17 protein-coding genes are annotated in these 18631 nt (G+C 74.2%); 7 read left to right on the top strand and 10 right to left on the bottom strand.

Going from position 1 to position 18631, the window contains the following annotated elements; genetic code table 11:
• Nucleotides 1-210: 210 nt before the first annotated feature.
• From L3X23_RS29890 to L3X23_RS29880, 3 genes are read left to right on the top strand one after another with little or no spacing between them, the layout of a single operon-like run.
• On the top strand, nt 211-1821 hold the full coding sequence (locus tag L3X23_RS29890; RefSeq protein WP_237196426.1) for a gamma-glutamyltransferase family protein: 1611 nt from the start codon (nt 211-213) through the stop codon (nt 1819-1821).
• The gene (locus L3X23_RS29885; RefSeq protein ID WP_237196424.1) at nt 1814-2248 is read left to right on the top strand and encodes a RidA family protein; all 435 of its coding nucleotides are present in this window, start codon (nt 1814-1816) and stop codon (nt 2246-2248) included. The genes L3X23_RS29890 and L3X23_RS29885 overlap by 8 nt, the downstream gene beginning before the upstream one ends.
• Before the next feature lie 43 nt (nt 2249-2291).
• Nucleotides 2292-3686 (top strand): MFS transporter, encoded by a 1395-nt coding sequence (locus L3X23_RS29880; protein ID WP_237196422.1) that lies wholly within the window; start codon nt 2292-2294, stop codon nt 3684-3686.
• Between the two features lie 52 nt (nt 3687-3738).
• Here L3X23_RS29880 and L3X23_RS29875 read toward each other — a convergent pair whose 3' ends face one another.
• Both L3X23_RS29875 and L3X23_RS29870 read right to left on the bottom strand, forming a co-directional pair.
• Nucleotides 3739-4191: a heme-binding protein gene (locus tag L3X23_RS29875; protein ID WP_237196420.1), complete on the bottom strand. Its 453-nt coding sequence runs from the start codon at nt 4189-4191 to the stop codon at nt 3739-3741.
• A 1-nt stretch (nt 4192) separates the two neighbouring features.
• Entirely contained in the window at nt 4193-5635 is a 1443-nt protein-coding gene (locus L3X23_RS29870) for an aldehyde dehydrogenase family protein (RefSeq protein ID WP_308116961.1), read from the bottom strand.
• A gap of 111 nt (nt 5636-5746) precedes the next feature.
• Between L3X23_RS29870 and L3X23_RS29865 the strand changes: the two genes are divergently transcribed.
• Complete coding sequence (locus tag L3X23_RS29865; protein ID WP_237196415.1) at nt 5747-7465, top strand: CdaR family transcriptional regulator; 1719 nt, start codon at nt 5747-5749, stop codon at nt 7463-7465.
• A 66-nt stretch (nt 7466-7531) separates the two neighbouring features.
• Here L3X23_RS29865 and L3X23_RS29860 read toward each other — a convergent pair whose 3' ends face one another.
• From L3X23_RS29860 to L3X23_RS29825, 8 genes are all read right to left on the bottom strand, one after another.
• Entirely contained in the window at nt 7532-7837 is a 306-nt protein-coding gene (locus tag L3X23_RS29860) for an adhesin (RefSeq protein ID WP_093076585.1), read from the bottom strand.
• 39 nt (nt 7838-7876) lie between these two features.
• Entirely contained in the window at nt 7877-8704 is an 828-nt protein-coding gene (locus L3X23_RS29855; RefSeq protein ID WP_237196413.1) for an aldo/keto reductase, read from the bottom strand.
• 80 nt (nt 8705-8784) lie between these two features.
• The gene (locus L3X23_RS29850; RefSeq protein WP_237196411.1) at nt 8785-9510 is read right to left on the bottom strand and encodes a sensor histidine kinase; all 726 of its coding nucleotides are present in this window, start codon (nt 9508-9510) and stop codon (nt 8785-8787) included.
• Between the two features lie 104 nt (nt 9511-9614).
• Nucleotides 9615-12482, bottom strand: a complete 2868-nt coding sequence (locus L3X23_RS29845; RefSeq protein ID WP_237196409.1) for an FAD-binding and (Fe-S)-binding domain-containing protein — start codon at nt 12480-12482, stop codon at nt 9615-9617.
• Between the two features lie 5 nt (nt 12483-12487).
• Nucleotides 12488-12970: a zinc ribbon domain-containing protein gene (locus L3X23_RS29840; protein ID WP_237196407.1), complete on the bottom strand. Its 483-nt coding sequence runs from the start codon at nt 12968-12970 to the stop codon at nt 12488-12490.
• A 62-nt stretch (nt 12971-13032) separates the two neighbouring features.
• On the bottom strand, nt 13033-14331 hold the full coding sequence (locus L3X23_RS29835; RefSeq protein ID WP_093076573.1) for a hydroxyacid-oxoacid transhydrogenase: 1299 nt from the start codon (nt 14329-14331) through the stop codon (nt 13033-13035).
• Complete coding sequence (locus L3X23_RS29830; protein ID WP_237196405.1) at nt 14328-15098, bottom strand: N-acyl homoserine lactonase family protein; 771 nt, start codon at nt 15096-15098, stop codon at nt 14328-14330. Before L3X23_RS29830 ends, L3X23_RS29835 begins: the two co-directional genes overlap by 4 nt.
• A gap of 102 nt (nt 15099-15200) precedes the next feature.
• On the bottom strand, nt 15201-15911 hold the full coding sequence (locus L3X23_RS29825) for a GntR family transcriptional regulator (RefSeq protein ID WP_093076567.1): 711 nt from the start codon (nt 15909-15911) through the stop codon (nt 15201-15203).
• A 161-nt stretch (nt 15912-16072) separates the two neighbouring features.
• On the opposite strand from L3X23_RS29825, the gene L3X23_RS29820 reads away from it, so the two are divergent.
• From L3X23_RS29820 to menE, 3 genes are all read left to right on the top strand, one after another.
• Nucleotides 16073-16366, top strand: a complete 294-nt coding sequence (locus L3X23_RS29820; protein ID WP_093077416.1) for an ANTAR domain-containing protein — start codon at nt 16073-16075, stop codon at nt 16364-16366.
• 9 nt (nt 16367-16375) lie between these two features.
• Nucleotides 16376-17284 carry a 1,4-dihydroxy-2-naphthoyl-CoA synthase gene (locus tag L3X23_RS29815; RefSeq protein WP_237196402.1) on the top strand — a complete coding sequence of 303 codons (909 nt, stop codon included), beginning with the start codon at nt 16376-16378 and terminating at the stop codon, nt 17282-17284.
• Nucleotides 17285-17373: 89 nt separating this feature from the next.
• On the top strand, nt 17374-18540 hold the full coding sequence (menE, locus tag L3X23_RS29810; protein ID WP_237196400.1) for an o-succinylbenzoate--CoA ligase: 1167 nt from the start codon (nt 17374-17376) through the stop codon (nt 18538-18540).
• Nucleotides 18541-18631: the final 91 nt, after the last annotated feature.

Raw genomic sequence — 18631 nt, 5'->3', positions numbered from 1 at the left:
GCGGCCTCCTTCCCGCCGAGGTGGCGGTCGATGTGGTGGTGTGGCCGGTCACGGTGCTCTCACCTGCACGAACACGACTACCTCAACAGTGCACAGCGCGCGGGTTTCGGATTGTGCACGTTGCCGTTAAGGCAGAGTGCACTACCGCACGGTCCAGACTTGTGCAGGTGGCCCCTACTGGGCCGCATCGTGGGCGGTCATCGTGCACCCATGACGACCGTGGCACCACCTCGCCCGTTCCCCGGCACGCTGCGCCCGGCCGCACTCGGTGCCGACGGCATGGTCGCGGCCAGCCACCCGGCGATCAGCCGGGCCGGGGCCGACGTGCTGGCCGCGGGCGGCACCGCCGTGGACGCGGCGCTGGCGATGGCGGCCGTCGCGTGGCTCGCGCTGCCGGGCCAGTGCGGCCTCGGCGGTGATGCGTTCGCCCTGGTCCGGGAGCCCACCGGCGCGGTCGACGCGTTCTGCGGCAGCGGCTTCGGCCCCGACGGCGGCACCCCCGAGCACTACGCCGGACAGACCGTGCTCCCCCGCCACGGCGCGGGCTCGGTCACCGTCCCCGGGGCCGTCGCGGCGCTCTCCGCGCTGGCCGAGCGGGCCACCCGGCCGCTCGCGGAGCTGTGGGCGCCCGCGGTGCGCCTGGCCCGCCGGGGCCTGCCCTGCACGGCCAAGACCGCGGGGGACATCGCCCGGCACTCCGGGCGCCTGGGCGCCGACCCGGAGATCGCGGCGACCCTGCTGCGGGACGGGCGGGCCCCGGCCGTCGGGACGCGGGTGGCGCAGCCCCTGCTCGCGGACTCGATCGCCCGGCTGGCCGTCGACCCCGCCGCGTTCTACACCGGTGACCTGGCCGAACGGGCCGTCGCGCACCTCACCGCGCTCGGCGCGCCGTTCTCCGGGGACGAGTGGGCGGCCTCCGGCGAGGTGGCCGCCGAGCCCGCGCTGCGCCGTCGCTACCGGGGCAGGTGGGTGCACCAGACCCCGCTGCCCACGCCGGGCTGGATGGTCCTCGACCAGCTCGCCGCGTGCGAGGGCGAGCTCGGCGCCGCGCCGCTGTCCGCCGCGGAGGTGCACTGGTTGGCCGGGGCCGCCCGGATCGCGTTCGCCGACCGCTACGCGCACGCGGGCAGCGACTCCGACGGCTGGCGCCGCGGCGGCGAGCCCGCCGCGGTGGCGCGGGCGAAGGAGCGCATCCGCGCGGGCGACCTGCCCGGTGCCGCCGGGCGACCCGACGGCGACACGACCTCCCTGGTCGCGGTCGACGCCGACGGGCGCGCGGTGGGCCTGATCCTGTCGCTGGCCTTCACCTTCGGCGCGGGCCTGTCGATCCCGGGTACCGGGATCGTGCTGAACAATCGGCTCGGCCGCGGCGCGTACCTCGTCCCCGGCCACCCCAACGAGGTGCGGCCGCGCCGCAGGCCCCTGCACACGCTCAACACCTGGCTGGTCACCGACGACGACGGCGGGCTCCGGCACGTCGGCAACACCCCCGGCGGCGACGGCCAGGTCCAGTGGAACGCCCAGCTGCTGTCCCACCTGCTCGACCACGACGCCGACCCGCAGGCCGCCGTCGACGCGCCGCGCTTCTCGGTGTTCCCCGGCAGCGACGCGGGCGACCTCGGCGCCGCCCCCGAGCTGCGCTGCGAGGACCGGCTCGGTGCCGACACGCTCGCCGGGCTGGCCGCGCGCGGCCACGACGTGCGCACCGTCGGGGACTGGGGCGCGGGCGGCAGCGCCCAGGTCGTCTCCCTCGACGTCGAGCGCGGCTGCCTGGTCGGCGGCTCCGACTCCCGCCAGGAGGGGGTGGCCCTCGGTGTCTGAGCCGGACGTGTCCGCCGCCCCGGTCCCCCAGGGCCGGTACGTGCCCGCCGTGGTCGCGGGCGGGCTGGTGCACTCCGCGGGGATGACGCCGCGCCGGGCCGGGACGCTGGTGCTCACCGGCTGTGTCGGCGCGGACGTCACGCCCGAGCAGGCGCGCTGGGCGGCCGGGCTGGCCGCCGGGAACGCGCTGCTGGCCGTGACCGAGGCGGCGGGCGGGCTGGACCGGATCGCCCGGGCGGTCCGGATGACCGTCTACGTGCGCTGCACCGACGACTTCACCGCCCTGTCCGCCGTCGCCGACGGCGCCTCCGCCGTCCTCGCCCGCCGGCTCGGCGAGGACGCCCTGCCCGCCCGCGCCGCCGTCGGGGTGCGGGCGCTGCCGGGCGGGGCACCCGTCGAGGTCGACCTCACCGTCGCCCTCGCCTGAGCCGCCGCCCCCATCCCACCCGATCTCGAGGAGGACGCGGCCCGTGTCCGGAGCCGTCACCGACCCACTCCAGCGCACCGGGACGGGCGGGCCCCGGCTCGGGCCGGTCGCGGCCGCGCTCGTGCTCGGCACCTTCGCCAGCACCATCGCGAACACCCTGGTCAACGTCCCGCTCGCGGCGATGACCGCGGACCTCGGGGCACCGCTGACCAGCGGCACCCTGATCGTCGTCGCGTTCAACCTGACCTGCGCGGTGGTGCTGCCCTTCGCCGGCTGGCTGGGCGGGCGGCTCGGCAGGCGGCGGGTGTTCCTGCTGTCCATGCTCGGGGTCACCGTCGGCGCGATCGGCGCCGCGTGCGCGCCCACGCTGCCCGTGCTCGTCGTCTTCCGTGCGGTGCAGGGGATGTCCGGCGCCCTGGTGCTGCCCACCGTGCTCGCCCTGCTCACCGACGTCGCGGGCCCCGAGCGGCGTGGGCGTGCGGTCTCCTGGTGGGCCGCGGCGAACGGCGCGGGCCAGGCTGCGGGGCCGACCGTCGGCGGTCTGCTCACCGACGCCTTCGGCTGGCGCTCGGTGTTCGTGACGATCGTGCCGTTCGCGCTCGCCGCGTTCGCGGGGGCGTGGCGGTGGCTGCCGCACACCCCGGCCCGACCGGCCCGGCTCGACGTCACGGGCGCGCTGTCGCTGGCCGCCGCCGTGGCCGCGCTGCTCGTGGGGGCCTCCGCGGTCGCGCCCGCGGGTCTCGGGTCGCCGGTCGTGTGGGGCGGGTTCGGGCTCGCCACCGCGGCGCTGGTGGTGTTCGTGCTCGTCGAGCGTCGCCGGGCGGACCCGTTCGTGCCGCCGCGGCTGCTGGTCGCGCCGCGGTTCGCGCGGTCCGCGGTCGCCGCCATGGCCCAGATGTTCTGCCTGACCGCGACGCTGCTCACCGTGCCGTTGTTCCTGACCGGGACGGCCGGCGCTCCGGCGCGCACCGCGGGCCTGCTGGTCGTGGCATTACCCCTGGTGATGACGCTGCTGGCACCCGTGTCCGGGGTGTTGACCGAGCGCTGGAGCCCACGGTGGGCGCTGCGCGGCGGGCTGCTCGTGCTCGGCGCGGGCGAGCTGGCCCTGGCCGCGGTCCTGGGCCTGGGAACCGGTGGGGTCGGCGCACTGGCGGGGCTGGTGGCGGCGGTCGCCGTCGTCGGTGCCGGGATGGCGTTCACCCAGACCCCGGCAGCGGCCGGGGCGACCCGGTCGGCGCAGGAGGCGGACTCCGGCGCGGGTCTCGGGGTGTTCAACTCGCTGCGGTTCGTCGGCGCCGCGCTGGCCGGCGCGGTCGTCGCGCTGGTGCTCGGGGACGCGCCCGCGGGAGCGGGGCCGTTCGTCCTGATGGCGCTCGTGTGCGCGGCCGCCGCGGCGCTGGCCCTCGCGGTGACGTTCGCGGGCCGCTCCCCCCGCTGACCCGACCGAACGGCGCCCCCGGGATCCCGGGGGCGCCGTTCGCGGTGGTCGCTCAGGCCGGGACGGCGCCCGCGACGAGCTCCTCGAAGGCCGCGAGGGCGGCGGCACCGACGGCCTTGTCCTGCTCGCCGTTGCCCCCGCTCACGCCCACGGCCCCGATGACCTGGCCCTGGTAGACGATCGGGAAGCCGCCCACGAACACGGTGAACCTGCCGGGGTGCATCTGCTGGATGCCGAAGGCCTCGTTGCCCGGCAGCGCGGGTCCGTTCGGCGGCTCGTTGAACAGGTGGGTGGCGCGCTGGTGACCGGCCGCGGTGAAGGCCTTGGCGATCGCGATCTCCACCCCGGTGAGCCGGGCGCCGGTCATCCGGTGCAGGGCGATGGGGTGGGCGCCGTCGTCGGCGATGCAGATCGTCTGCCTGACGCCGATCCGCTCGGCCTCGGCCTCGGCGGCCCGCAGGAGCACGAGGGCGTCCTCGAGGGTCAGGCGGTGGATGGTCTGCATGTCAGCTCCCGTGGGTCAGGTAGACGGTCTTGGTGTCGGTGACGAAGTCGAGCGCCTGGCGCCCGCCCTCGGGGAAGGCCCCGCCGGAGGAGGCCTTCCAGCCGCCGAAGGGCGGTGTCACGCCGTTGCCGGTGGTGGGCGCGTTGACCTTGACGATGCCGGTGTGGGCGCGGGCCGCGAACCGGTGCGCGACGGCGAGGTCCGCGGTGTGGATCGCCGCGACCAGTCCGTGGCTGGAGGCGTTGACGCGGGTGAGGGCCTCGTCCGCGTCGGCCACCGGGAGGACGGAGCAGAAGGGCCCGAACACCTCGCCGGTGACGAGCGGATGATCGTCGGGGACGTCGGAGAACAGCGTCGGGGCCACCCAGAAGCCCTCCGGGTCGCGGTCGGCGACGGCGCCCGCCTCCGCGACGATCCGGGCGCCCGCGGCCACGGCCGAGCCCTTCAGCGCCGACAGCCGCTCGCACTGCGCCGCGGTGGCGACCGGGCCGGTGGTCACCCCCGCCGCCGTCCCCGGCCCGACCGTCAGCGCCTGGACGTGCGCGGCGAGCAGCCGCATGAACTCCGCCGCGACCGGGCGGGCCACCAGGACCCGGTCGGTCGAGGTGCAGGCCTGGCCGGTGAGACCGAAGGCGCCCACCGCGACGTCGGCGGCGGCCTGCTCGAGGTCCGCGTCCGCCGCCACGACGGCGGCGTTGCGCCCGCCGAGCTCCAGCTGCAGGCGCGCCTGGCCGTGCGCCCGCTCGCGCACGAGCGCACCGACGGCGTCCGACCCGGTGAAGGTCACCGCGCGCACCCGCTCGTCACGCAGCAGGGCGTCCATCGCGGCCGGGTCGTGGCCCTGCAGCACCGGCAGGACCGCGGCGGGCACACCCGCCTCGACGGCGATCTCGGCGAGCAGCGCGCCGACCCCGGCGGCGACCGGGGAGGGCTTGAACACCACCGCGTTGCCCGCGGCGAGGGCCGGAGCGATCTTGCGGGCGGCGAGGGACAGCGGGAAGTTCCAGGGCGTGACCGCCGCGACGACGCCGAGCGGGCCGCGCAGGGTGTAGGCGAAGGTGCCGGGGGTCTCGGTCGGGAAGCTGGTGCCCTCGACCAGGTAGGCGAGCTGCGCGGCCAGCCGGAACTGCTCCGCGGACTTGCCCACCTCCCCGCGGGCGGCCCCCAGCGGCTTGCCCTCCTCGCGGGTGATCTGCGCGGCGATCTCGTCGGCCCGCCGTTCCAGCAGGTCGGCCAGTCCACTCAGCGCGGTCGCCCGGCGCAGCGGCGGCAGCGCGGCCCACCCGGGGGCGGCCGCGGCGGCGGCCTCGACGGCCGCCCGGGCGTCCGCGGCGGTGGCCGGGCGGAAGCTGTGCACGATGCGGCCCGGTGCGGAGGGATCGACGGAGCGACCCGCCGGCGGATCGGAGCGCGCAGCCGGCGCGAGTGAGAGTGCAGAGTGCACGAAGAACCTCCGGCGGATTGTGGAAAGTGGTGGCTACCGCCGATTGTGCGGTCGCGTCACCATGGCTGACACTGGACGAAGTGCACCCCGCGACGGATCGGATCTAGGCACATGGCACAGGACGCGCATCCGACCGACACGGGCTGGCAGTCGGTCACGGTGGCGGACCTGCTGGCCGAGCCGTTGCTGCGCAACACCCTCGTCGCCGGGGCCGACGGGGTGACCCGGGCGGTGCGCTGGTGTCTGCCCCTCTCCGAGCTCGACGACTCGGACGGTCCCGGCGAGCCGGGCACCGCCGTCCACGCCGCCGCGGCCGCACTGCGGGACGAGGCCGGGGCGGCGCTGGTCGAGCGGGTGGCGGCGGCGGGCGCGGTGGCCCTGCTCGTCCGGCTGACCCCGGAGGACCTCGCCGGTCCGGAGCCGCTGCCGACCCTGTTCCCCCAGGCCCGGGGCGCCGCCGACGCGGCCGCGCTGCCGCTGGCGCTGCTCCCGCCGTCGGCCGGGTACCGCACGGTCAGCCAACTCGTCGCCACCAAGGTCCTGGCCCAGACCACCCACGTCCTGGAGTACAGCGACCGGGTGCACCGCTCGCTGGGGGAGATCCTGGCCCGCGGCGCGGGGATCTCGCCGCTGGCGTACGGCATGGCGCGGATGGGCGAGGCGCCGGTCGTGGTGGTCGACGCGGAGGGCGCCGTGCTCGCCGTCGAAGCCACGGCGGCGACCGGCAGGCCGGCCGTCGAACCGGTCGCCGCAGCGTTGGCGCGGTACCTGGAGACGGTCTCGGGCGGGCCGCTGCCGCACGGCGCCGAGGTGCTCGAGACGGTCGCCGACGTGGTGCCGATCGTGGCGGCGGTGACCTTCGGCGGCGAGGTGAACGGCCTGGTCGCGGTGCTCGAGCCGCGAGACGCCGACCCCCACGACCGGGCGCAGCGGCGGATCGTCGCGCAGGAGGGCGCCACCCTGATCGGCTCGGAGATGCTGCGGCTGCGGTCGATGACCGAGGCCGAGGAGCGGACCCGCGGCGACTTCGTCGTCGACCTGGTGCACGGCCGGTTCGCCGACGGCGGGCAGCTGCAGGCCCGGGCGCGCCACCACGGGTTCGCCGTCGACGGCGCCTACGCCGTGCACGTCGCCGAGCTCGACCCGCCGATCTCCGACGATCCGCGGGCGGTCCGCCGGTTCAACGCGGCCGCCCGCGCCGTCGAGCGGCTCGATCCCGACGGCGCGGCCCCCACGCTGGCCACGCAGGTGGGCGGCAACCTCGTCGTCGTGCGGCCTGCGGCGGACCCGAGCGACGCCGCGACCGTCCGCGACCAGGCGGGAGCCGTCCGGCGGGTGCTGCGCGAGCGGCTGGGATCCGACGCCCGGGTGGCGTACGGCCGGGTCGGCACCGGCGCCCGGGGCGTCGCGGCGAGCTACCGCGAGGCGCGGACCGCGCTCGCCCTGGGCAGGCGGGTCGACGTGCCGCCGGTCGCCGGGTACGACGACCTGCGCATCTTCGTGGCGCTGCAGGACCTCGCCGACTCGGAGAACGGTCGCACCTTCGCCGCCGAGATGCTCGCCCCGCTGCGCCGCGCCGACGGGCACGCCCGCAGCCTGGAGAGCGTGGTCACGGCCTACATCGCCGAGTCGGGCAACCTCAACGCCGCCGCGCGGCGGCTGGGCCTGCACCGCAACACCACGCTGTACAAGCTCGACCGGGTCTCGCGGGTGCTCGGCATGGACATCCGGTCGGCGGACACCCAGTTCATGATCTGGCTGGCCCACCACATCGACACCTTGAGCCAGGTGACCGACAGCCTCGACGCCGAGCTCGCCCCACCCCCCTGACGGCGAACGGCGCGTCCGCCCACGAGGTGTGAGCGAACGCGCCGTTCGTCGATGGAGGGGGCGGGATCAGGCCTGCGCGGTCTCCTGCGGGCCGATGGCGAAGCGGAGCTCCTCCTGGCCCTCGTCGTTGGTGAAGGGCTGTACGTCGAGGACCTTGTCCTCCAGCACCTCGGCCGCCATGGGCTCGAGGAACACGTTCAGCCCCTCCCCGGTGAGAACCGTGTCACTCCCGTCCGCCTGGGCGGCGAGGGAGAGCTCCAGACCCTGCTCGGGATCGGTGGCCGCGATCCGCAGGCCGCCGCCGTCCGGCAGCTCCGCGTCGGTGGTCAGCGTCTTGATGGCTTCGGCCGCGGTATCGGTGATTGCCAACATTCGACCGACCGTACCGAGAATCCCGGGCGCCTGCAGACCTCAGCCGAAGGTGTCGGGGTCCGGGCCGATCCGGTTGCCCGCGTCGAGGCCGGTCAGGGTGGCCACGTCGTCGTCGGCCAGCTCGAAGCCGAAGACGTCGAAGTTCTCCACGATCCGCGACGGCGTCACGGACTTGGGGAACACGATGTTGCCGAGCTGGAGGTGCCAGCGGAGCACGATCTGCGCCGGGGTGCGGCCGTACTTCTCGGCGAGCGCGAGCACCACCCCGTCCTGCAGCAGCGGTCCGCCCTGGCCCAGCGGGCTCCACGCCTCGGTGGCGATGCCGTGGTCGCGGTGGTACTCGCGCAGCACGGCCTGGCCGAAGTCCGGGTGCACCTCGATCTGGTTGACCGAGGGGACCGTGTCGGTCTCGGCGGCGAGCCGGTCCAGGTGCGGGATCTGGAAGTTCGAGACGCCGATGGACCGGGTCTTCCCCGCGGCCTTGGCCTCCTCGAACCCGCGCCAGGTGTCGACGTAGGCGTCCCGCTTCGGCTGCGGCCAGTGGATCAGGTAGAGGTCCACCTGGTCGAGCCCCAGCTTCGACAGGCTCTCGTCGAGCGCCTTCTGGGCCTCCTGGCGGCCGTGGCGGTCGTTGTTCAGCTTCGTGGTGACGAAGAGCTCCTCGCGGGCGATCCCGGACTTCGCGATCGCCTTGCCCACGGACTCCTCGTTGCCGTACATCTGCGCGGTGTCGATGTGGCGGTAGCCGGCGTCGAGGGCGCGGGCGACGGCCTCCTCGGCCTCGGTGCCCGCGTCGACCTGCCAGACGCCGAACCCGAGCTGCGGAATCTGGACACCGTCGTTGAGGGTGATGGTCGGAACAGACATGGCTCCGGTCTACCCCTGAACCGGCTCGGTTACCCCGCGAGCATCCTCACGCCGGCGGCGGGAATTCCGGCGGGAGGTGCTCAGCGCGGGAACGGGATGTGCGGGCCCAGCGGGAGCATCGCCTCGACCAGGGTGCCGCTGACCGAGCGGCGGACCACGCAGGTGCCGCCGACCGCGGCGGCCCAGCCGCGCATGGCCGGGACGCCGCTGCCCGCGACGAAATCCGCAGGCAGACCGGGACCCTCGTCGGTGACCTGGACCTCCAGGTACGGGCCGCGCACCCGGACCCGGACGCGGGCGGGCGCCCCCGGGGCGTGCCGGGCGGCGTTGGCGAGCGCCTCGGTGGCGATCGACGCGGCCGCCGACTCGACCTGCGCGCCCATCACCGGCAGCGGCCAGACCTCGACGGCCGCACCCCGAGCCGCCCGGTACAGCGCGGCGGTCAGCCCGTCCTCCAGCGGCGCGAGATGCGCGCGGGCCCGCACGGCGGACCGGGCGACGACGTGGGACCGCAGCCCGGCGGCGAGCCGGGCGGCGACGGCCGCGAGCAGGTGCGGCCGGTGGCCCACCGCCGGCACGACGAGCGATCCCACGAACTCGTTGCCGTAGCGCAGCGGTACCCGGACGACGTCCGACCCGAGGATGCCCCAGCGGGCGACCTCGTGTCCCGGGGCGGCCCCGACCTCCACGGCCGCGGCGCCCACCCCGGCGCTCGCGACCACCAGCCCCATCAGGGCCGTGAGCTCGGCATCCGCCCCGACCGGCCCGAAGGTCCCGGTCCGGTGTTGCTCCGCCACGATCGTCATCCCGTCAGCCCCCGCCTCGGTCTGGTCCCGTCTCGGGCCCGTTGTCCGACTTCTCGCGAAGCCGGTCGGTCTCATTACGGTCACGAGTCGACGGGGCGAAAGGTTCACCCGTCAGGGCGAAGTTCGGCCCTCAGGCCCAGCGCCTGTGCCGCCATCCGGGCGAGGTGTACCGGCTCTCTGGTCCCCGCCTGGCGGAGTTGGGTGCGGCAGGAGAAACCGTCCGCGATCACTGCGACGTCCGGGTCCGCGGTGCGGACGGCGGGCAGCAGCACCCGCTCGGCGGCCGCCATCGAGACCTCGTAGTGGCCCTTCTCGAACCCGAAGTTGCCCGCGAGCCCGCAGCACCCGGAGTCCAACACCTCCGCCTCGATGCCGAGCGCGGCCATGACCGCGCGGTCGGCCTCGCTGCCGAGGTCGGCGTACTGGTGGCAGTGCAGCTGCACGAGCGCCCGCGCGCCGCCGGAGGCACGTTCGCGCAGCTCGTCGGTGTGCTCGGCGAGCAGCTCGGCGAAGGTGCGGACGTCGAGGGCGGCGACCAGCGGCTCGTCCGGCAGCAGCTCCTCGGCGTCGGTGCGCAGCGCGGCGGTGCAGGACGGCTCGAGGCCGACCACCGGCACCCCCTGCTCCACCCACGGCGCGATCGTGCGCAGCGAGCGCCGCAACACCCGGCGGGCGGCGCCGACCTGGCCGGTCGAGGTCCAGGTCAGCCCGCAGCAGACCGTGCGCGGCGGCAGCTCGACGCCGTAGCCGAGGGACTCCAGGACGGCGACGGCGTCCTCGGCGATGGACGGGTCGAAGTGGTCGGTGAAGGTGTCCGGCCACAGCAGCAGGCGCCCCCGCGGCGCGGGCCGCACCGCGGTCTCCAGCGCCCGGGCGCGGGCGGTGGTGGTGAACGTCTCGGGCGCGATCGCCGGGATCTCGCGCTCCGGCGCGATCCCGCCGACCCGCTTGGCGAGGGCGGCGAGGGGCTTCACCCGGGCGAGCGCGTTGAGGCCGGTGACGGCGCTCGCCGGCAGCTTCCCGACCAGCCGCATCCACCGCGGCAGGGCACCCATCGAGTAGTGCGACGCCGGACGCAGCTTGTTGCGGTACCGCTGCGCCAGGAACTCGGTCTTGTAGGCGGCCATGTCCACGCCGACCGGGCAGTCGGTCTTGCAGCCCTTGCAGGACAGGCAGAGGTCCAGCGCGTCGGCGACGTCGTCGTCCTGGAAGCCGCCGGTGACCACCTCGCCGTTGGCCATCTCGAACAGCAGCCGCGCGCGGCCGCGGGTGGAGTGCTGCTCGTCGCCGGTGGCGCGGTAGCTGGGGCACATCACGCCGCCGTGGCTCGTCACGCACTTGCCGACGCCCAGGCAGCGGCGCAGCGCCCGACCGAACTCGCCCCGGTCGTGGGTGAACCCGAGCGCCGGGGTGCCGAGCGCCGGCATGCCCATGAAGATCCGCAGGTCCTCGTCCAGCCGGGCCGAGCGCACGATGCAGCCGGGGTTCATCCGGTCGTCCGGGTCGAAGATCCCCTTGAACTCCTCGAACGCGGCGATGACGTCCGGCGGGTACATCCGCGGCAGCAGCTCGGAGCGGGCCCGCCCGTCCCCGTGCTCCCCCGACAGCGAGCCGCCGTGGGCGACGACCGCGTCCGCCGCGTCCTCCATGAAGGCCCGGAAGTTGGCGACCCCGGGCCCGGTGAGCAGGTCGAAGTCGATCCGGACGTGCAGGCAGCCGTCGCCGAAGTGGCCGTAGTACACGCCCTTGCGGCCGTGCCGCTCCAGGACGCGGTCGAACTCGCGCAGGTAGGAGCCGAACCGCTCGGGCGGGACGGCCGCGTCCTCCCACCCGGGCCACGCCTCGCCGCCGTCCGGGCTGCGGGTGAGGATCCCGGCGCCGTCCTCGCGGATGCGCCACAGCGCCTTCATCCGGGCCGCGTCGTCCTCGACGACCGCCTCGGTGAGGCCGTAGGGCTTCATCGCCGCGGCGATGGCCTGGGCCTTGGCCCGCGCCTCGGCCTTGTCCGCCCCGCCCGTCTCGACGTAGAGCCAGCCCCCGCCCGGGGGCAGCGCGCGCCAACTGGTGGACACCGGGTCCTGCGCGCGCAGGGCGGCGATCAGGCCGGAGTCCATGCCCTCGATCGTCAGCGGCGCGTGCTCGCGGACCACCATGACGTTGTCCGCGGCGACGTACGCCGACTCGAAGCCGAGGACGGCCAGGGCCCGGGCCGGCGGGGACTCGACGAGCCGCATGGTCGCGGCCGTCGTGACGGCGAGGGTGCCCTCGGACCCGACCATCGCCTTCGCCAGGTCGTGCGGCAGCTGGTCGAGGTTGTAGCCGGACACCCGGCGCGTGAGGTCGGGGAAGGTCTCGGCGATGCGGGGGCCGATGCGCTCGTGCAGGGCCAGCAGCGCGGCGGGCATGGCGTCCCGCGTGTCGATCCGCTCGCCGCGGTAGGTGAGGGCTTCGAGCCGGACGGTGTTGTCGACCGTCTTGCCCCAGGCCACGGAGTGCGACCCGCACGCGTTGTTGCCGATCATCCCGCCGATCGTGCAGCGGTTGTGCGTGCTGGGGTCGGGGCCGAACGTCAGGCCGTGCGGGGCGGCGGCGTCTCGCAGCTGGTCGCAGATCACCCCCGGCTCGACGCGCGCGGTGCGGGCCTCCGGGTCGATCTCCAGGATGCGGTTCATGTGCCGGGTGAAGTCCAGCACCACCGCCGTGTTCACGGCCTGGCCCGCGATCGAGGTGCCCGCGCCGCGCGGGAGCACGGGGACCTGGTGCTCCCGGCACACCGCGAGCGCGGCCTCGACGTCCGCCGCGTCGCGCGGGCGCACGACCCCGATCGGCACCTTGCGGTAGTTCGACGCGTCCGCCGACCACATCGCGCGGTGCGCCGGGTCGAAGCGCACCTCCCCGCCGACGACCCTCTGCAGGTCGGCGGCCAGGGCTGCGGCGGCGTCGGTCGTGGTGGTGGGTTCGAGCGCGGTCACGGGCCTCAGTCTGACGTCGGCGCCGGGTCGGGGCTCGACGCGGGCGTCGGCTCGGCGTGGCCGTGCCCCTGACCGTGACCGTGGCCGTGCCCGTGGCCGTGGGCCTTGGCGCCCGGGACGGGTGCGGTGCCGGAGAGCTGGATGTCCCCCGCGCGCAGCGGCGCGTCGTGGTAGCGGCCCTCGTGGGCCAGGATCGGCCGCTGGTCGCCCGCGATCTCCGGGTACTTCTCCTCGAGCTTCTGCCGGGAGTCCCAGCTGCGGCGCATGGAGTCGATGTACTCGGAGTTCCCGTTGTAGACGCCCCTCCAGGTCTGGGGCATCTCGTCCTTCGACAGGCCGGGGCTCGCCTGCCCACCGAGTGAGAACCCGGCGGGCACCTTCGTGGTGGCACCCCCGCACCGCGGACAGCCGGGTGCGTCGGTCGAGGTCATCGACGTCAGGTGCTCGAAGCGGGTCCCGCACTCACAACGGAACACGTAGATCGGCATGCGAGGCCTCTCCGGGGTCGTGAGCGGCGATGGTCGCCATGGCGACCATCGCCGCTCACGGGTCACCAGTTCTGGATGGACTTCGTGAGGATGTCGGCGATGTCGTCCTCGGTCGGGACCTTGGGGCACGTGGCGAGCAGGCGCTGCTGCTTCATCGTGCCGGGCACCAGGTCCGGGACGTCCGCCTCGGTGTAGCCGACGCCACCGATCCCGTTGGGGATCCCGATGTCCTGCATCAGCCGGGTCAGCACGCTCGGCAGCTGCTCGCGCGGGTCGTTGTGGGTGTCGGCCCGCGGGTCCATGAGCTCCGCCGCGCGAAGGTGCCGCTCGGGCGCCGACTCGAAGGAGAACCGGAACGCCTCCGGCGCGGTCAGCGACACCGACTGCCCGTGCGGGACCATCGGCTCGTCCGGCGGGTAGCCGTCCGGGACGTAGTCCTTGACCATGCCCGCGATCGGGTAGGCGTTCGCGTGCGGGATGTGCACCCCGGAGTTGCCGAACCCCATGCCCGCGAACGTCGCGGCCATCATCATGTCCGAGCGGGCCTCGAGGTCGTCCGCGCCGCGGTGCACGGCGTTGCGGAAGCTCTTGGCCAGCAGGGTCATCGCCTTCTCGCACCACAGGTCCGAGACCGGATTCGAGCCGCAGTAGGTGACCCGCTCCTCGGGCTTCTTGCGGTCGAACGTCGTGTAGTACCGCGCCGTGTAGCTCTCCACCGCGTGGCAGGTGATGTCCATCCCCGCCGCCGCCGTGACCTCCGGCGGGAGCGTCATGGTGAGCAGCGGGTCGATCACGGCCAGGGTCGGGCGGAGGCGCCAGTGGCTGATCCCCGTCTTGACCTTCATCGACAGGATGTCCAGCACGCACATGGCGGTGGACTCCGAGCCGGTGCCCGCCGTCGTCGGAACCGCGATCAGGGGCTTGAGCTGCCCCGGCGGGACCTTCGCGTTGCCGATCGGCTTGTTGATGTAGTCCATCAGCTCGCCGGGGTGGCTGGTCAGCAGGTTGATGGCCTTGGCCGTGTCGATCGCAGACCCGCCGCCGACGGCCACGAACCCGTCCCACGGCCCCTGCACCCGGGCGTACTCGGTGGCCTTGTTCATCGAGTCGTCGGTCGGCTCGACGTGCACGCCGTCGAAGATCTCGGAGTCGATGTCGTAGCGCTTGAGGGTGTCCGCCAGGCGCTGGGGGGCGCCGAGGGCGTTGACCCCCGGGTCGGTGACGATCAGCACCCGCTTGACGCCGTACGCGGTCAGCTCGAAGCCGACCTCGTCGATGGCGCCCGCGCCGAACTTCAGGGGCGGCGCACCCCAGGTGAAGATCGTCTCCTCGGTCAGCTCGGGTACCTCGAAGCTCGTCACGTGTAGGACCCCTCAGGCGCCTTGCGCAGCTCGTGGATCTGGTTCGCGTCGTGCCCGAAGATCATCTGCGCGGAGGTCTGCTCCTGGATGCCGCGCAGCTTCTCCACCGAGCTGAACCACTGCTCCAGGTTGTTCACGATCGCGGCGGGCGCGGCGGGCGGGCCGTAGCTGTCCCCCATGTACACCGCGTCCGAGGTGAAGATCATCGTCCCGGTGTCCGGCAGGTCGACCTGCATGGACATGCAGCCGACGGTGTGCCCGGGCGTCTGGATCAGCTTGACGCCGGGCAGGAAGTCCACGTCCCCGCTGACGGTCTCCCAGTTCAGACCCTCGTAGTCGGCCTTGAGGTGCGCGCCGTTGAAGTCGCCCTCGAAGTTCAGCGCGAACTCCTTCTCCTTGTCCGAGCACACCATCTTCGCGTGGGTGTTCTTGAACAGGTTGGCGTTGCCCGCGTGGTCGAAGTGCAGGTGCGAGAGCACCACGTAGTCGATCTCGTCCAGGCCGACGCCCATCTGGTTCAGCCGGGAGTCGAGGTAGTCGTCCGGCCCGGCCTTGTCGTAGGGGAAGAAGTCCTGCAGGCCCGTCGGGCCCCAGCGCTCCTCCCAGTCGGCCGGGCAGGAGGTGTCCCACAGGAGCTTCCCCTCGTCGGTCTCGACGAGCACGCAGTGCGTCGGGACGTCGACCCAGTCGATCGGGGACCCCTTCTCCTGGCGGGGCTTGATGCTCACACCCGGCTTGAGCAGCAGCCAGGTCAGGTCGGCGGTCATGGCTCCGCACGGGATCACGGAGACTCGGTTCGCAGTGGCCACGATGGTCCCTTCGGCACTGAGGGGTGGGCGGTGACACCGTGGCATGTGGCATGCCACTCGTCAATTCGTGCGCATCACCGCACCTGTCGTCCAGGAGAGGTCGACGTCGACGGGCTCGCCGCCCGCCTCCTGCGCGATCAGCAGGGCCGCGGTGTGCTCCACGTGCGCGCGCATCGCCTCCGCCGCGCCGACCGCGTCCCCGTCCTCGACCAGGTCGAGGATCACCCGGTGCTCGGCGACGATGTCGTCCAGGCTGCGGGACTCCCGCGCGGTCGACACGCCGCGGCGCAGCACCATGTCCCGCAGACCGTCGACGATCCCGGCCAGCCGCGCGTTGCCCGCCGCCTCCAGCAGCACCCGGTGGAAGCGGCGGTCGTGTTCGAACATGGTGAACTCGTCGTCGGACTTCGCGGCCTTCTCCATGTGCGCGAACGTGCGCCGCAGCTCCTTGAGCTGGGCGGCGTCCAGCCGGTCGACGGCGCGTCGGGTGGCCGCGGGCTCGAGCAGCAGCCGCAACGCGAAGACCTCCTCGAGGTCGTGCAGGCTGGTGAGCAGCACCCGGACCCCGCGGTTGCGCTCGAAGCGCACCATGCCCTGCTGCGCGAGCTTGATCAGCGCCTCGCGGACGGGCGTCCGGGACACGCCCAGCTGGGTGGCGAGGGTCTGGACCGAGTAGAGACTCCCGGGTGCGAGCTCCCCGCTGATCACCGCGGCGCGCAGGGCGGAGAGCACCTGTGCGTTGACACTCGTCGTCTCCCGCAGGGGTTTCATGGGCCTCCCACCGGCTCGTCGGCGAGAGTGGCATGCGACACGTCACCGGTCAATTCGGACCTTGGCCCCGGGCGCGGGCCGGTGCTTGGTAACGTCCTCGGCGCGAGTCCAGCAGCGAGGCCCGCGGTCCCAGTAGACCGAGACCCGCTGGACAGGTGGACATGCCCGAAGACCTCGATCCGTCACGCCCGGACGAGGCCGCACTGCTGGTCGAACGCATCGCCCAGCTCGAGAGCGCGCTGCGCAGCCGGCCGGTGATCGAACAGGCCAAGGGCATGCTCATGCTCGTCCACCGGTGCGACGAGGAGCAGGCCTTCCGCATGCTCATCGCGGTGTCGCAGAGCAGCAACCGCAAGCTTCGGGAGATCGCGACGGAGATCGTGGAGGTGCTGCCGAGCGGCGGAACCCTCGCCGCCGACATCGCCGACGCGTTCGACGTGGAGCGGCGCCGTTAGGGTCGGGCGGTGAGCGATTTCGTCTCGGAGACCTTCGACCCGGCGGCCTGGTCCCCGGTGTCGGGGTTCGCGTTCTCCGACATCACCTACCACCGGGCCGTGGACTGCGGCGTCGTGCGGATCGCGTTCGACCGCCCCGAGGTCCGCAACGCCTTCCGCCCGCACACCGTGGACGAGCTCTACGCCGCGCTCGGGCACGCCCGCACGAGCGCGGACGTCGGCGCCGTGCTGCTCACCGGGAACGGACCCTCCCCGAAGGACGGGGGCTGGGCCTTCTGCTCCGGCGGCGACCAGCGCATCCGCGGCCGCACCGGCTACCAGTACGCGGACGGGGACACCGCCGACACGGTGCAGGCGGGCCGGGCCGGGCGGCTGCACATCCTGGAGTGCCAGCGCCTGATCCGGTTCATGCCCAAGCCCGTCATCGCCGTGGTCAACGGCTGGGCTGCGGGCGGCGGACACTCGCTGCACGCCGTCGCCGACCTCACCCTGGCCTCCGCCGAGCACGCCCGGTTCAAGCAGACGGACGCCGACGTCGGCTCCTTCGACGGCGGCTACGGCTCGGCCTACCTGGCCAAGCAGGTCGGCCAGAAGTTCGCCCGGGAGATCTTCTTCCTCGGCCGGACCTACACCGCCGAGCAGATGCACGCCATGGGCGCGGTGAACGCCGTCTACCCGCACGCCTCCCTCGAGGCCGAGGCCCTGCAGTGGGGGCGGGAGATCCTGGGCAAGTCCCCGCAGGCCCAGCGCATGCTCAAGTACGCGTTCAACCTCACCGACGACGGCCTGGTCGGCCAGCAGCTCTTCGCGGGCGAGGCGACCCGCCTGGCCTACATGACCGACGAGGCCGTCGAGGGCCGCGACGCCTTCCTCGAGAAGCGCGACCCCGACTGGGCGCCCTACCCCTGGCACTACTGATCCGCGCCTCCGGCGCCTGTGAGTGGTAAGTGGTGCTCTGGCACCACTTACCACTCACGAGCGCCGGAGGCGCCGGTACGGTGCGCGACATGCGTCCGTTGTCCGTGCTCCCCCTGGACGGGTCGCCCGACTCGCTCGACGACCTGGTCGGCGCGCTGACCGCCGCGATGGACGGAAGCGGGCCCGCCGTCCTGCCCCTCGGCGCCGCGGACCATCGGCGCGGCGCCTCGGCCCCGCCCGCGGACGAGGTGCCGGACGAGGTCGCCGTCGTCATCTCGACGTCGGGGTCCACCGGACGGCCCAAGCACGTCATGCTCTCCGCCGCGGCCCTCACCGCCTCCGCTCGGGCGACCGAGGAACGGCTCGGGGGTCCCGGCCGCTGGGTGCTCGCGCTGCCGGTCGACCACGTCGCCGGGGTGCAGGTCGTGCTGCGCGCCCTGGCCGCGGGGGCGCCGCCGGTGCTGCAGGACGTCCGGGACGGGTTCCGGCCCGCCGGGTTCGCCCGGGCCACCGGGCGGCTGCCGCACGGCGCCCGGCGCTACACCAGCCTCGTCCCCACCCAGCTCGGCCGGATCCTCGACGAGGGCGCGGCCGCGATGTACGCCCTCGCCGGCTACGACGCCGTGCTCGTCGGGGGTGCGGCACTGGCCCCCGCCCTGCGGGAGCGGGCCGAGGCGGCCGGCATCCGGGTCGTCGCGACCTACGGGATGAGCGAGACCTGCGGCGGCTGCGTCTACGACGGGCTGCCGCTCGCGGGGGTGGACGCGCGGGTGGACGCCGCGGGCAGGCTCTCCCTCGGCGGTCCGGTGCTCGCGTCGGGCTACCTGGGCGATCCCGCCGCGACCGCGGCGTCGTTCGTCGGAGGGCGGTTCGTGACCGGGGACCTCGGCCGGTGGGACGGGGAGCGGCTCGTCGTGCTGGGCCGGGCGGACGACGTGATCGTCACCGGCGGGGAGAAGGTGGCACCCGCGGCCGTCGAGCGGGTGCTGGCGGCGCAGGCCGGGGTGGCGGCGGTGTGCGTCGTCGGCCTGCCGGACCCCGAATGGGGGCAGGTGGTGGCCGCCGCGATCGTCCCGTCCGGGGCCGGACCCGACCTGGAGGCGGTGCGCGCGGCCGTCCGGGCGGCCGAGGGTCGGGCCGCCGTCCCCCGACGGATGCAGCTGGTGGCCGAGCTTCCGCTGCGGGGCGTGGGCAAGCCGGACCGCACGGCGGTCGCCGCACTGCTCGATCGGGTGGGAGACCCCCCGACTCGGTGACGGATCGTGACACCCCATGGGGTCGCTTACTCTCCGTTGATTGACCACTACACATTCATCCGTTGTGCTCTCGTCCCATGCGACACAGGTT

Source organism: Pseudonocardia sp. WMMC193 (assembly GCF_021728735.1).
GTDB classification, from domain to species: Bacteria; Actinomycetota; Actinomycetes; order Mycobacteriales; family Pseudonocardiaceae; genus Pseudonocardia; species Pseudonocardia oroxyli.
Note: the sequence above shows the minus strand (reverse complement) of the source record. Positions and strands in the feature narration are given on the sequence as shown.